Raw genomic sequence first — 13,773 nt, 5'->3', positions numbered from 1 at the left:
GTGTCAGACCTCTCGCTCGACGGAACTCTGCTGCCCGGCTCCGGTGCCGGTCGGGGGTGTGTCGGTGCCCTCGGCGCCCCGCTCGGCCGGCTGCCGGCCGGCGGGCTCGGGGGTGTCCGGGTGGTGCTGCGCGGCGCCGGCCCGCTCGGCCGGGGTGTCCGCCGAGGCGAGAGCGGTGTCGGCGGCGCGGACCTCCGGGGTCTCCCCCGTTGTCCTTCCGGCCCCGTCCGGGGGCCCGCCCTGAGCCTGCGAAGGGTGGGCCCCCGGACGGGGCCCTTCGTGCATCGGCGGTGCGGTCTCCCCGCGCTCGGCGGCCAGCACGATCCCGGCCAGGGTCGGCGCGCCCGCGGAGGGCGCGTCGATCGCCGCCCGCTCGGCCGCGACGTCCGGGTGCTGGGAGAAGCCGGCGAGCTGCCGGGAGATCCCGCGGAAGTCGGTGAGGGGGGCGCCGCGGGTGGGCAACGGCTTCTCGCCCCGACGCAGGGCGGCGACCAGGGCCCGGGCCGCCTCGACGTCCTGCTGGTCGTAGAACTCGTAGTCGACGGTGACGACCGGCGCGTAGTCGCAGGCGGCCAGGCACTCGGCGTGCTCGAGGGTGACCGAGCCGTCGGCGGCGGTCTGGTCGTGGCCGACGCCGAGGTCGGCGGACAGCGCCTCGTAGATGCGCTTCCCGCCGAGGAAGGAGCAGAGCGTGTTGGTGCAGACGCTGACCAGGTGCCGGCCGGTCGGGTGCCGCTTGTACATCGTGTAGAAGGTGGCGACCGCGCCGACCTCGGCCTTGGTCAGCCCGAGGATGCGCGCGCAAAAGCCGACGCCCTCCGGGGACACGTAGCCCTGCACCGATTGGACCAGGTGCAGCATCGGCAGCAGCGCCGACCGCGGCTGCGGGTAGCGGGCGATGATCTCCCGCGCCTCGGCCTCGGTCTGCGCGGTCAGCGGCGGCAGCTGGGTCAGCACCTCGGGGCGGGCCTCCACCGGGCTCGAGTCGAGCCCGGTGACCGCCGTCCCCTCGGGCGAACCCGGAAGAGCACTCATCACCTGTCGACTCCTCCCATCACCGGGTCGATGGAGGCGATCGCCGCGATGACGTCGGCGATCATGCCGCCCTCGCTCATCGCGGCCGTGGCCTGCAGGTTGGTGAAGCTGGGGTCGCGGACGTGGACCCGGAACGGGCGGGTGCCGCCGTCGCTGACCACGTGGTAGCCCAGCTCGCCGCGCGGGGACTCGATCGGCACGTACACCTGGCCGGCCGGCACGCGGAAGCCCTCGGTCACCAGCTTGAAGTGGTGGATCAGCGCCTCCATCGACTGGCCCATGATGTGCCGCACGTGCTCCATCGACTGGCCGAGACCGTCGGCGCCGAGCGAGAGCTGCGCGGGCCAGGCGATCTTCTTGTCCTCGACCATCACCGGGCCGGGCTCGAGCCGGTCGAGGGCCTGACCGATGAGCTTGAGCGACTCGTTGATCTCGGCCATGCGCACCAGGTACCGGCCCCAGGCGTCGCAGGTGTCCGTGGTCGGCACCTCGAAGTCGTAGGTCTGGTAGCCGAGGTACGGCTCGACCTTGCGCAGGTCCCACGGCAGCCCGGCGGCCCGCAGCACCGGGCCGGTGACGCCGAGCGCGACGCAGCCGGTGACGTCGAGGTAGCCGACGTCCTTGAGCCGCCGCTGCCAGATCGGCTGGCCGGTCAGCAGCCGGTGGAACCCGGCCACCCGCTCCGGCATCACCGCGAGGAACTCGCGGATGTGCTCCACCGCGCCCTCCGGGAGGTCCTGCGCGACGCCGCCGGGGCGCACGTAGGCGTGGTTCATCCGCAGCCCGGTGATCTCCTCCAGCAGGTCCAGCGCCAACTCCCGCTCGCGGAAGCCGTTGGTCATGGCGGTGAGCGCGCCCAGCTCCATGCCACCGGTGGCCAGCCCCACGAGGTGGGAGGCGATCCGGTTGATCTCCATGACCAGGACCCGGATGGTCTGGGCCCGCGGCGGCGCCTCGATGCCCAGCAGCTTCTCCACGGCCAGGCAGTAGGCGGTCTCGTTGTAGAGCGGGGCCAGGTAGTCCATCCGCGTGACCAGCGTCGTGCCCTGGGTCCAGGTGCGGTACTCGGTGGTCTTCTCGATGCCGGTGTGCAGGTAACCGATGACCACCCGTGCCTTGGTGACGGTCTCGCCCTCGAGGTCGAGCACCAGCCGCAGCACCCCGTGGGTGGAGGGGTGCTGCGGGCCCATGTTGACCACGAGCCGCTCGTCCTCGTGCGGGTCCGCGCCGAAGGTCTGGTCCCAGTCGCCGCCGGTGACGGTGTAGACCCGCCCCTCGGTGGTCTCCCGGGAACCGGCGGCGTACGGGTCGTCGAGGGTGGTCACGACGACATCGCCTCGAATCCGTTCATCGGTAGCTCCTCCGCTCGTCCGGGGGAGGCACGGTGGCGCCCTTGTACTCGACCGGGACGCCGCCCAGCGGGTAGTCCTTGCGCTGCGGGTGTCCCTCCCAGTCGTCGGGCATGAGGACCCGGGTCAGCGCCGGGTGGCCGTCGAAGACGACGCCGAACATGTCCCAGGTCTCCCGCTCGTGCCAGTCCGCCGTCGGGTAGACCCGGGTGACCGAGGGGACGTGCGGGTCCTCGGCGGTCACCGCGACCTCCAGCCGGATGCGCCGGCGGTAGGTCATCGAGGTCAGGTGGTAGACGACGTGCAGCCGCGGCCGGCCCGGGGCGACCGCGGGGCCGCCGCTGTCGAGGTAGTCGACGCCGGACAGGCTGGACAGCAGCTCGAAGCGGAGCGCCTCGTCGTCCCGCAGCGCCTGCACCAGGGTGAGCAGGTGCTCGCGGACGACGAAGTAGGTGATCTCGCCGCGGTCGACCAGCACCCGCTGGACGGCCGCCGCGTAGGTGGCCTCCCCCACCGCGTCGATGAGCGCGTCGGTGACCTCGTCGAACCACCCGCCGTAGGGCCGCTCGGTGGAGTGCAGCGCGACGGCCCCGCCGGGCTCGACGCGGACCAGGCCGCCGAAGCCGGAGGTGTCGCCGCTGCCGCTGACGCCGAAGGCGCCGCGCCGGAAGCCGTCGGCCGGGGTGGTCATCGGGTGCGCTCCGGCTCGATCACGAACCCACCGCGCTGCTCGATCGCGAACTGCCCGGTGCGCCCGGCCGCGGCGGCCTCCTCGTAGGCGCGCCGCTTCTCCTTGTCCGCGCGGACCGTGGAGGGCATCTCGACGTGCAGGTCGGGAGCAGTGCCCGCGGCCCGCGCGGCGGCGAGCTCCCGGGCGCGCTTGGGGCCGAGCGGCTCGTGCTGGATCTTGTGGTGCAGCTTGAGGATCGCGTCGGTCAGCATCTCCGGCCGCGGGGGGCAGCCGGGCAGGTACATGTCCACCGGCACGATGTGGTCGACGCCCTGGACGATCGCGTAGTTGTTGAACATGCCGCCGGAGCTGGCACACACGCCCATCGCGAGCACCCAGCGCGGCTCGGGCATCTGGTCGTAGATCTGCCGCAGGACCGGCGCCATCTTCTGGCTCACCCGGCCGGCGACGATCATCAGGTCGGCCTGCCGGGGCGAGGCGCGGAAGACCTCCATGCCGAACCGGGCCAGGTCGTAGCGACCGGCGCCGGAGGCCATCATCTCGATGGCGCAGCAGGCCAGCCCGAACGTCGCCGGCCACAGCGACGACTTGCGGGTCCAGTTGACCAGCTTCTCGACCGACGTCAGCAGGACGCCGCTGGGCAGCTTCTCCTCGAGTCCCATGTCAGTGCCTCACTCCCACTCGAGGCCGCCGCGCCGCCACACGTAGGCGTAGGCGATGAAGACGGTGCCGATGAAGACGGCCATCTCGACCAGACCGAACACCCCGAGGGCGTCGTTGGCGACCGCCCACGGGTAGAGGAAGACGATCTCGATGTCGAAGACGATGAACAGCATCGCGGTGACGTAGTACTTGACCGGGAAGCGACCGCCGGTCAGCGGCTGGTCCACCGGGTCGATGCCGCACTCGTAGGCCTCGAGCTTCGCGCGGTTGTAGCGGCGCGGGCCGATGAACGGCGCGACCGTCACCGAGAACACCGCGAAGCCGGCGGCGAGGACGAACAGCCCGATCAGCGGGACGTAGGTGGCGAGCATCAGCGGCGCCCCTCCCGACGGTCCGGGGCGCGCCTCGTCGTGCCGTGCACCGCAACGACCTCCACTCCGCGCCGGTGGACCGGCACGTGACGCTTGTGAACAACTTCACAAAGTCGAGCGGTCGAAGCCTATGCCCCCGCGGGCCCGGAAGCCAGGACCCCCGGTGACCGAGTTCACACCGGGGGTCCTGACAGGCCGTTCGTCGAGGTCAGGTGAGAGGTCCGGGGTCAGGCGTCGGCGGCGGCGCCGTCGGGTCGGTGGGGCTGGGCTGCGGCACCGGCGCGGGGTCCGGCGAGGGGATCGGGTCGATCGGCGAGGGGGACGGCGAGGGCGGCGGGGGCCCGGGGGGCGGGGGGAACGTCATGCCTCGACCCTGCTCCTGCCGGCCCGGCGGCGGAACCGGTCCCGCCGCCGTCCGCGCACGGCGCAAGAACGCGCCCCGGGCCCGGCGGTCAGCGGACGCGCTGACAGTCCACGTTGCTCAGCCCGCCCTCGGCCCCCGTCGCCGAGTTGTCGCAGGCGACGGTCGTGGCCTCCCGCATCTCCCGCGGGCCGGCCACGTTGACCAGCAGGCCGGGGACGCCGCTGGCCGAGTTGGCGCGGAACACCGTGCCCCGGCCCCAGCCGTCGACCACCTCGTGCACCTGGAAGGCGTCCTCGGGCGCGGTCGTGCCGGCGTTGTCCTCCACCGTCCAGTCGTTGCCCTTGACGTCGACGAACGAGTCGGCCTCCACCATCGCGGCACCGTCGAAGGTGTTGCCCCGCACGACCCCGCCCGAGGTGCCCTCCTTGACGTCGACCGACTCGGCCGTCGTCCCGGCGATGTCGTTGCCCTCGACCACGTTGCGGTCGCTGCGATCGGGCCGGCAGTCGATGATCTGGCACCAGTTGCTCTCCGCGGTCCCGACGTACACGCCCTCGCCGTACTGCGGCTTGCGGAGTCCGGTGTCGCGGATGGTGTTGCCGCTCACCACGTTGTCCGTGCTGTCGCGGCGCAGGTGGACGGCCTCGTCGCCCATGGAGGTCACCAGCAGGCCCTCGATGCGGTTGCCCACGCCGCCGTCGACCATCACGCCCTTCTGCCCACCGGTCACGGTGAACCCCTGGATCTGCCAGAAGGCGGCACCGCTCAGGTGCAGCGTGTAGTCGCTGTCCACGTCACCGCCGTCGAGCACCGCGCCCCGGCCGCCGCACAGCCGGATCGGCGCCTCCGCGGAGGCCACCGCCGAGGCGGTGAAGTGGCCCTCGTACCGGCCGTCGGCCAGCCGGATCAGCTGGCCGGGCACCGCCTCGCCGAGCGCCCGCTGCAGCCCGTCCGCGTCCCCGACCTCGACCGCCGGGACCCCCTCGCAGCTCACCGGCGCGGGAGGTGGGAGCGGGACGGCGGACGGCGCCGCCGCCGAGGGCTCGGCCCGGGTGTCCCCGCCCCCCGAGGAACAGGCGGCCAGCAGGGTGAGCCCGAGAACGGCCGGCACGCCGCGCCGGATGCGCATCGCACCACGGTAGGGGCGGGGCCGGCTCACCGGGCGGCGTCCACCCGCAGCAGTCCCGACCGCTCCCGGAGGAGGTCGTCCTGGTACGGCGCCCTCCCCGGCGAGCCCCGGTGCCGGCGGGCGCGCAGCCGCAGCGCCAGCGGCACGCCCAGGACCACGACCCACAGGACCAGCATCGGGTGGTTCGGGACGAAGGACGCCCAGTAGTCGCTGTTGTCGCGGTCCCGCGCCCAGCCGGTGACGTCGTTGCCCGACTGGACGACCGAGAGCCCTGCGGCGAGCCGGTAGGCGTCCAGCGCACTGGGTCCGCGGCCGGCCACGGTGTTGTCCGCCAGCGCCGTGCCCTCCGCCCGCCCGATCACGCTGATCCCGTGGGCGGTGGCCTCGGTGACCGCGTTGCCGGTGACCGCGACGTCCGCGTCCTGCACCCGGATGCCGGTCGTGCTCCCGGTGACCCGGTTGTCCGCGACGGTCGCCGTCCCCCCGCTGACGGCGATGCCGAAGCGGTGCTGCCCGGTGACCACCGTGTCGTCCACCCGCGTCGGAGACGTCGTCCCGTCCAGCACGACGCCGTCGCGGTTGCCGACCACCTCCGCGCCGCTGATCACCACCTGGTGTCCGTCCACCACCCGGATCCCGGCCCTGCCGTTCTCGGCGAACCGCCCGCCGGCCACCCTCAGCTGCCCGTAGGCCCGCAGCGGCGCGCCCCCGGCGGACAGGTTCGTCGACAGCGGTGAGCCGCTGAACCAGACGCCCGAGCCGGAGTTCCGCACCGCGGTGACCCCGCGGTAGGTCACCGACTGGGAGCCCCGGTCGGCGGAGAAGCCGTGCCGGCCGTTGTCCCGGGCGGTCGAGTCCTGCACCGTCGTCCGGACCGTGCGCCGGTGCAGGGCGAGCCCGTCGACGGTGTTGCCGGCAAAGACCGAGCCGGTGAACACGAGGTCCGCGCCCTCCGAGGAGAAGGCGCCGTAGTGGTTGGACCGGAACGACGACCCGACGGCGCCCCCGGTGGCCGGGGCGGTGGCGCTGCCGGTCCAGGCGACGCCGCTGGTGCGGCCGGCCCAGAAGCCGAGGTGGGTGGCGTCGACGTCGCGCAACCACATCGCGCCGCCCACCTCCCGCACGTAGGAGCGCCCGTCGACGGGAGTGACGTCCGCCGTGCCCCGGCCGGGGTCCCAGCTGCTGAGGCGCAGCGGCCGGCCCGCCGCGCCGCTGAGCGTCAGCTCCGCCTTCCAGGCCACCAGCGAGGCGAACCCGGACGGCTGGCTCCGCAGGCGCACCGCCCTCCCGGGCGCCTCGATCGTCAGCCGGGCGCCCGGTGCGACGAGGACGTGCCGGGTCACCAGCACCGCGTCGTCCGGTTGCACCTGTGCGGCGCCGAGGGCGATCAGGTCCTCCAGCGTCCAGGCTCGTTCTCTGCGGGTGAGCACCTGGGTGTCGACGCCGCCGACCGCCTGCACGTAGGTGCCCGCACCGGCGGAGATCGAGCCCACCAGCTCCAGCAGCCGCCGGTCGTCCGCGGCGAGGACCGCGCTCTGCCGCTCGCCCTGCACGGTGGTGCTGCCCGCCAGCGCCGCTTCCCGGGGAGCCGGCGGCGCGGCCCGGTCGGATGTGCCGCCCTCGTCGCCGGGGGTGCCGGGGAGCCCCCCGGCCGCGAGCAGCCCGGCCGTCAACACCACGGCGGCGGCCAGCCGGCGCCGGGTGACCAACCGTCGGGGCAGGCCCCTCATGCCGTCGCCGTCCCGGGAGCCAACGCGGCACCGAGGCTCGCCTCGTCCTGCGCCTCGCCGCCGGTGAGGTCGGTGCGCCGGGTCAGCCAGCCCTGCCGGTTCATGGTGAACAGCGCGTAGGTCTTGATCGGCAGCGCGATCAGTGCGATCACCACCGCCACGAGCGGCAGGATCACCAGGTCGGCCGGACGGCGGCGCAGGTGGCTGACGCTGCGGATCGCCCGTCCGACGAGCACCCAGGTCAGCGACAGCGCCAGGGCGTGCCAGCCGCGGTCGGAGAGCCCCGCCGCCACCACGTAGAAGACCGCGGCGAACATCGTGACCGGGGTGAAGAGGATCTGCAGCACCGTCACCTGGCTGACCAGCGGCACCTGCCACAGCCAGCCCTGCCACGCCGCGGTCAGGTAGCAGCGGTAGGAGTTGCGGGCCCAGCGCACGCGCTGCTTGCAGAACGCCCGGAACGTGTTGGGGAACATCGACAGGGCGCGGGCGCTGTCCTGGTGCACCGTCCGGTAGCCGCTGGCCAGCATGAGCCAGGTCAACCGCCCGTCGTCCCCGGCGACGCAGCGGCGGCCCAGGAAGAACTCGTGCTCGAGGTGCTCCAACACCGGCAGCACCGCGCTGCGCCGGTAGGCCGCCGTCCGGCCCGAGACGCACACGACCGCCCCCGCCCGGGCGGTCGCCGGCACGTAGTCCAGGTAGCGCAGGTCGATGATCCAGTCCGCCACCCGCCGCCAGATGCTCGACCGGGGGCGGTAGACGTTCTGCCGGGTGCCGACGGCGCCCACCGTGGGGTCGGCGAACGGCATCTGCACCGCGCTGAGCAGGCCGGGCCGCCAGAGGGTGTCCGAGTCGGCGAGCACGAGCACCTCGCCGCTGGCGGCGCGGATGCCCACGCCCAACGCCGACCGCTTGCCCTGGTGCGGGAAGGAGATGACCCTCAGCTGCGGGTTGCGCCGGGCGGTGAGCCGGGCGAACGCCTCGGTGTCCTCGACGTCGAGCACCACGATGACCTCCGTGGGGCTCTGCGCCAGCCAGGTGTCCAGGCAGCGCTCGAGCACGTCGGGATCCTCCCGGAAGGAGGGCACCACCACCGACGTGGTGGTCCGGAAGCCGTTGACCACGGGCCGGTACCGCCCGGACAGCACCTTGCGGATGAGCCAGATCGACCAGGACAGCGCACCGATGACGCCGATCGGCAGCAGCAGCTGCCAGTCACGGACGATTACGGACAACACGTCTGACACAGGTGCACTCCTGGGTCGCGAGTGCGGACGGGCGACTCGGGAAATGCGCCGCGGAAATGTGCGACCCCCGACCGTGGGTCGCTTCCTCGCCGTTCGCAGGGCGTGTGGACTATCTAGCGAACGGAAATTACGAATGCGACACGGCCGGGATGTCCGCGGCCGGGTCCAGCGCGCGCCGTCGCCGCGGGTGAGATCGGCACCACGGACCGCTAGACATCGGCCTCGGTCGGCCGGAATCGGCGGCCGACCTCGACGGGGAGCGATCGACCATGCCCCGTACATCACCGTTCGCCCACAAGACGTCACTGATCGTCACCCCCACCCGGCGCGCTCCGGCGCTCCCTGGCGCCCGGGGGGACCGCCTTTTACGGTCGGTCGCGGAGAAGGGCCGAGAGCACCTCGGCCCCCTTCTCGCGTGCCATTCCCGGCGCTCGCCCGGAAATGCCCGACGCCATTCCGTCGCTCGGGGCCTCAGGCCCGGGTGCCGCGGTGCAGGGCCACGACCCCGCCGGTGAGGTCCCGCCAGGCGACGTCGGTCCAGCCGGCGTCCTGCAGCCACGACGCGAGCTCCGCCTGCGCCGGCCAGGCCCGGATCGACTCGGCCAGGTACACGTACGCCTCGGGGTTGCTGCTCACCGCGCGGGCGATCACCGGCAGCGCCCGCATCAGGTACTCGGTGTAGACGGTGCGGAACGGCCGCCAGGTCGGGCTGGAGAACTCGCACACCACCAGCCTTCCGCCGGGGCGGGTCACCCGGCGGAACTCGCGCAGCGCCGCCCGCGGGTCGGCCACGTTGCGCAGGCCGAAGGAGATGACGACGCCGTCCACGCTCTCGTCGGCCAGCGGCAGGGCCGTCGCGTCGCCGGCCACCTTGGGCACGTCCCGGTCGGCGCCGGCGCGCAGCATGCCCTGGGAGAAGTCGCAGGCGATCGCGTACACACCCCCGGCCGCGAGCTCGACGGTGGAGACCGCCGTCCCGGCCGCCACGTCGAGCACGGTCGCCCCGGGGCGCGCGCCGAGCGCCTCCCGGGTGGCCCGCCGCCAGCCGGCGTCCCGCCCGCCGGACAGCACGGTGTTCGTCAGGTCGTAGCGGCCGGCGACCCGGTCGAACATCGCCGCCACGTCGGTGGGGCGCTTGTCCAGCCCGGCCCGCATCCCCGCCGCCTCAGGTCGTCCACCGCTCGCCACGGCGGCGACGCTACCTGCGCGCCTCTTACCCTGGACCGGTGACCACGGCAGCCGTCTCCTCCGCTTCGGTCACGACCACGCCCCTCGGCCGCCGGCGCACGCCGCTGCTCACCCTCCTGCCCGCCGACGGCGCGCTGGCCTGGGTGCGGCGCGGGGAGGGCCTGGTCGGCTGGGGTGAGGCCGACCGGCTCGAGGTCTCCGGCCCCGGGGCGCTCGCCGAGGCCAGTGCGTGGTGGGCCGACCGCTGCGCGCACACCGAGGTGCAGGACCCGCTCGGGGTCCCCGGGTCCGGCCCGGTCGTCTTCGGCTCGATCGCGTTCGACCCGCAGGCCTCGACGTCGGTGTTCGTCGTCCCGGAGGTGGTCGTCGGCCGGCGGAACGGCCAGACCTGGGTGACCGTCACCGGGGACGCCGGGAGCGAGGAGCGCGCCGTCGTCGAGACCTCGCCGCAGGAGGCGGCCACCTCGATCGGCCAGCTCGCCTACGCCGACGGGGCGCTGGACCCGATGGCCTGGTGCGGCGCGGTCTCCACCGCGGTCTCCCGGATCGACGCCGGCGAGCTGGCCAAGGTGGTGCTCGCCCGCGACCTCCTTGTCACCGCGGACCGCCCGCTCGACCCGCGCCGCCTGCTGCTGCGGCTGGCCGAGCGCTTCCCCGACACCTGGACCTTCGCCGTCGACGGGTTGCTCGGGGCCACCCCGGAGCTGCTGCTGCGCCGCACCGGCCGCGCGCTGGAGTCCCGGGTGCTGGCCGGCACCGCCCGCCGCGGCGCCGGGGCGGACGACACGCGGCTGGCCGCTGCGCTCGCCGGCTCCGTGAAGGACCACAGCGAGCACGCCTACGCCGTCGACTCGCTGGTCGCCGCCCTGCGGCCGTTCTGCAGCGAGCTCGACGTGCCGGGCGAGCCCGCCGTGCTGACCCTGCCCAACGTCCGCCACCTGGCCAGCGACGTGCGCGGCCGGCAGCGGGACGACGACCCCTCCGGGCTGCTGGAGCTGGTCGGCGCGGTGCACCCGACCGCGGCCGTCGGCGGTACCCCCACCGCCCGGGCCGCCGAGGTGATCCGCGAGCTCGAGGGGATGGACCGCGGGCGGTACGCCGGCCCGGTCGGCTGGCTGGACGCGCGGGGCGACGGCGAGTTCGGGCTGGCGATCCGCTGCGCCCAGCTCACCGGGGCGGAGGAGGGCCGCCAGGCGCGCCTGTTCGCCGGCTGCGGCATCGTCACCGGCTCCGACCCGACGGCGGAGCTGGCCGAGACCCAGGCGAAGCTCGCCGCGTTCCAGGCGGCGCTGGAGGACTGACTCACCCGGACGGGCGGAACCGCCGGTCCCCGCCTCAAGTGACGTCGGCCACGGGGCCGAACCCGAACCGGTGAGCAACGCAGCCCGGAGCGTCCCGCGGTGGACGAGGCCGGGCGCCGTGCTGCTCGTCGCGCTGGTCGGCGCGCTGCTCGCCGTCGTGGTCACCTGGCCGGGGACCCTGCCCGGCGCGACCGCCTACCTGACCGTGAGCATCGGTGGCGCGTGCGCCGCCTGGTACGGCCGGCTGCGCCGGGGCGGCCGGCGGGGCGCGGTGCCCTGGGTGGCCCTGACCCTCACCTTCAACGCCATCGGTGACGTGCTCTGGCAGGTGCTCGTCTGGACCGCCGGCACCGCCCCGGCGCCCAGTTGCACGCGGCGCTGGACGGCTGCACCGCGCTGACCGTGGCCCTGCTGCTCCTCTTCGAGAGCTCCGTCGTCGGCACGCTGACCGCCGACGGCGTCAGCGCTCTCGCCCGGATCACCTGGATCGGCTACCCGGTGCTGGACGCCGTGCTCATCGGGCTGCTCGCCTGGCGGGTCGTCCTGGACGGCCGGGTGCGGCTCACCGCGCTGATGGGCCTCGCCGGCGTGGTGAGCTGGCTGGTCGCCGACCTCGCCCGGCTCCTGCTCGCCGACCCGGACGTAGCCAGCGGCTGGCAGTCCGGCGGCTGGCTCGTGGGCATCGCCCTGCTGGCCGGCGTGCCGTGGACCCGGCCGGCCCCGGCCGAGCCCAGCACCACCCGCCGGCCGGCCCACAGCCGCTGGCGGATGCTGCTCAACACCGCCCCGTCCGCCGCCCCGGCCGTGGTGGAGGTGATCGGCTGGCACCGGGGGGTGGACGTCAACCCCGTCCCCGTCCTGGTCGTCTGGGCGGTCCTGCTGGTGCTGGCGTCGATCCGCACCCGCGTGCTGGCGCTCGACGGCGAGCGGGCGTGGAAGGCGGTGCGCTCCCAGGCCCGCCGGTACGAGGCCCTGGCGGTGAATTCCTCCGACGCCGTCGTCGTGGTCGACCGGCCGGCCGGCTGACCACCGAGTCGCGCTCGCTGGCCGACCTGCTCGGCCAGCCCGCCGATGCCGGCCGGTCGCTGCTGCAGCTGCTGGGCTCGGTGGGCGTCGACCCGGTCGCCGTCCTCGCCGTGCTGCGCCGGGCCGCCGCGCAGCCCGGGACGCCGGTGGAGATCGAGCTGTGCGGCGCCCACTCCCCGAGAGGCACCGTCTGGCTGGGCGGCCGGGCGGTCGACCTGCACGCCGACCCCCGACGTCGCCGGCACCGTGGTCAGCGTCTACGACATCACCGCCCGCAAGGTCGCCGAGCAGGAGCTCTCCCACCAGGCGTTCCACGACGGGCTGACCGGGCTGGCCAACCGGTCGCTGTTCCTCGACCGCGCCGAGCAGGCCCTGCGCCGCGCGCGGTGGTCCGGCAGCCCGCCGATCGTGCTGTGCCTGGACCTCGACGGGTTCAAGGACGTCAACGACAGCCTGGGCCACCTGGCCGGCGACGAGCTGCTGCGCACCGTGGCCACCCGCCTGCGCGGGGTGGTCCGGGACGCGGACACGGTGGCCCGGCTGGGCGGGGACGAGTTCGCCGTCCTGGTGGGCGACACGTCCGGCGGGCTGCCCGCGGCGGCCGCGCTCGCCGACCGGCTGCTGGCGGTGATCGGGCAGCCGATCGACCTCGACGGCCAGCGGGTCTCGGTGGCGGCCAGCATCGGCATCGTCGTGGCCGAGCCGCAGGCGACCCCGCTGTCGATGTTCCGGGACGCCGACATCGCCATGTACCGGGCCAAGACCGCCGGCCGGGCGCGGTGGGTGGTCTTCGAACCGGGGATGCGGGCGGAGGAGCTGGAGCGGATCGAGCTCGAGCGGGACCTCGCCGGGGCGCTGGCCGCGGGGCAGCTGCGGCTGGTCTACCAGCCGGTGGTCGACCTGCGCACCGAGCAGGTCGTCGGCTTCGAGGCGCTGCTGCGCTGGGACCACCCGCGGCTGGGCCCGGTCGGTCCGGACCGGTTCGTCCCGGTGGCCGAGGACGCCGGGCTGATCGTGCCGATCGGCCGCTGGGCGCTCGCCGAGGCCACCGGTGGCAACGGGCGCACCCGTCCCCCACCCCGATCACGGTGGCGGTCAACGTCTCGGCCCGGCAGCTGTCCGGCGGCGCGCTGGTCCAGCACGTCACCGAGGCGCTCGCGGTGAGCGGGCTGCCGGCGTCCTCCCTGGTGCTCGAGGTCACCGAGACCGCCCTGGTCCCCGACCCGGACTCGGCCGCCGAGCGGCTCTGCGAGCTCCGCGCGCTCGGCGTCCGGCTGGCGCTGGACGACTTCGGCACCGGCTACTCGTCGCTGAGCTACCTGCGCCAGTTCCCCGTCGACGTCCTCAAGATCGACCGCTCGTTCGTCGGCCTGCTCGACGGCCCGGACGACGACGCGGCCATCGTGCACGGGCTGGTGCAGCTCGGCCGCCGGCTGCGCCTGGAGGTGGTCGCCGAGGGCGTGGAGACGACGGCCCAGCGGGACCGGCTGCGCGCCGAGCAGTGCGACCTGGCCCAGGGCTACCTGTTCGCCGCGCCGCTGGAGGCAGCCGAGGCGGAACTGCTGCTGCTCGGGCGGGTCCGGCCGTCCACCCCCTCGGGGGTCTAGCTGTACTGACCAGGACCGTTGTTGACGTGGGAGCGACCTCCGGGTCGGGTGGAGCTGTCTGACGGCATCCAT

The 13,773-nt window shown here is 74.3% G+C and carries 15 protein-coding genes; 5 read left to right on the top strand and 10 right to left on the bottom strand.

The features are described 5' to 3' along the window. Positions 1 to 3: 3 nt before the first annotated feature. The 10 genes from nuoE to HK417_RS21605 all read right to left on the bottom strand — a co-directional run bounded on the left by nuoE (position 4) and on the right by HK417_RS21605 (position 9,767). Positions 4 to 1,035 (bottom strand): NADH-quinone oxidoreductase subunit NuoE, encoded by a 1,032-nt coding sequence (gene nuoE / locus HK417_RS21650; RefSeq protein WP_222271642.1) that lies wholly within the window; start codon positions 1,033 to 1,035, stop codon positions 4 to 6. Beyond that, positions 1,035 to 2,360: an NADH-quinone oxidoreductase subunit D gene (locus tag HK417_RS21645; RefSeq protein WP_222271639.1), complete on the bottom strand. Its 1,326-nt coding sequence runs from the start codon at positions 2,358 to 2,360 to the stop codon at positions 1,035 to 1,037. Before HK417_RS21645 ends, nuoE begins: the two co-directional genes overlap by 1 nt. Before the next feature lie 22 nt (positions 2,361 to 2,382). After that, a complete protein-coding gene (locus HK417_RS21640) occupies positions 2,383 to 3,075 on the bottom strand; it encodes an NADH-quinone oxidoreductase subunit C (RefSeq protein ID WP_222271636.1) in 693 nt (230 codons plus the stop codon). Continuing rightward, positions 3,072 to 3,737 (bottom strand): NuoB/complex I 20 kDa subunit family protein, encoded by a 666-nt coding sequence (locus HK417_RS21635; RefSeq protein WP_222271633.1) that lies wholly within the window; start codon positions 3,735 to 3,737, stop codon positions 3,072 to 3,074. The genes HK417_RS21640 and HK417_RS21635 overlap by 4 nt, the downstream gene beginning before the upstream one ends. Before the next feature lie 9 nt (positions 3,738 to 3,746). Further along, the gene (locus HK417_RS21630; RefSeq protein ID WP_222271630.1) at positions 3,747 to 4,109 is read right to left on the bottom strand and encodes an NADH-quinone oxidoreductase subunit A; all 363 of its coding nucleotides are present in this window, start codon (positions 4,107 to 4,109) and stop codon (positions 3,747 to 3,749) included. 208 nt (positions 4,110 to 4,317) lie between these two features. After that, on the bottom strand, positions 4,318 to 4,473 hold the full coding sequence (locus HK417_RS21625) for a hypothetical protein (RefSeq protein WP_222271627.1): 156 nt from the start codon (positions 4,471 to 4,473) through the stop codon (positions 4,318 to 4,320). Between the two features lie 88 nt (positions 4,474 to 4,561). Further along, a complete protein-coding gene (locus tag HK417_RS21620) occupies positions 4,562 to 5,602 on the bottom strand; it encodes a right-handed parallel beta-helix repeat-containing protein (protein WP_222271624.1) in 1,041 nt (346 codons plus the stop codon). Positions 5,603 to 5,628: 26 nt separating this feature from the next. Next, complete coding sequence (locus HK417_RS21615; protein ID WP_222271611.1) at positions 5,629 to 7,332, bottom strand: right-handed parallel beta-helix repeat-containing protein; 1,704 nt, start codon at positions 7,330 to 7,332, stop codon at positions 5,629 to 5,631. After that, positions 7,329 to 8,579: a glycosyltransferase family 2 protein gene (locus HK417_RS21610; protein WP_222271608.1), complete on the bottom strand. Its 1,251-nt coding sequence runs from the start codon at positions 8,577 to 8,579 to the stop codon at positions 7,329 to 7,331. The genes HK417_RS21615 and HK417_RS21610 overlap by 4 nt, the downstream gene beginning before the upstream one ends. 471 nt (positions 8,580 to 9,050) lie before the next feature. After that, positions 9,051 to 9,767 (bottom strand): demethylmenaquinone methyltransferase, encoded by a 717-nt coding sequence (locus HK417_RS21605; RefSeq protein WP_308123756.1) that lies wholly within the window; start codon positions 9,765 to 9,767, stop codon positions 9,051 to 9,053. 38 nt (positions 9,768 to 9,805) lie between these two features. On the opposite strand from HK417_RS21605, the gene HK417_RS21600 reads away from it, so the two are divergent. The 5 genes from HK417_RS21600 to HK417_RS21580 all read left to right on the top strand — a co-directional run bounded on the left by HK417_RS21600 (position 9,806) and on the right by HK417_RS21580 (position 13,701). Next, a complete protein-coding gene (locus HK417_RS21600) occupies positions 9,806 to 11,068 on the top strand; it encodes an isochorismate synthase (RefSeq protein ID WP_222271606.1) in 1,263 nt (420 codons plus the stop codon). Between the two features lie 70 nt (positions 11,069 to 11,138). Next, entirely contained in the window at positions 11,139 to 11,468 is a 330-nt protein-coding gene (locus tag HK417_RS21595; protein WP_222271604.1) for a hypothetical protein, read from the top strand. Positions 11,469 to 11,470: 2 nt separating this feature from the next. Continuing rightward, a complete protein-coding gene (locus HK417_RS21590) occupies positions 11,471 to 12,094 on the top strand; it encodes a hypothetical protein (RefSeq protein WP_222271602.1) in 624 nt (207 codons plus the stop codon). A 246-nt stretch (positions 12,095 to 12,340) separates the two neighbouring features. Continuing rightward, entirely contained in the window at positions 12,341 to 13,258 is a 918-nt protein-coding gene (locus HK417_RS21585; RefSeq protein WP_222271600.1) for a putative bifunctional diguanylate cyclase/phosphodiesterase, read from the top strand. Continuing rightward, entirely contained in the window at positions 13,183 to 13,701 is a 519-nt protein-coding gene (locus HK417_RS21580; RefSeq protein ID WP_222271598.1) for an EAL domain-containing protein, read from the top strand. Before HK417_RS21585 ends, HK417_RS21580 begins: the two co-directional genes overlap by 76 nt. The last annotated feature ends 72 nt before the right edge of the window (positions 13,702 to 13,773 follow it).

Source organism: Modestobacter marinus (assembly GCF_019799945.1).
GTDB lineage: Bacteria > Actinomycetota > Actinomycetes > Mycobacteriales > Geodermatophilaceae > Modestobacter > Modestobacter marinus_B.
This window is presented reverse-complemented; position numbering and strand designations above follow the sequence as displayed.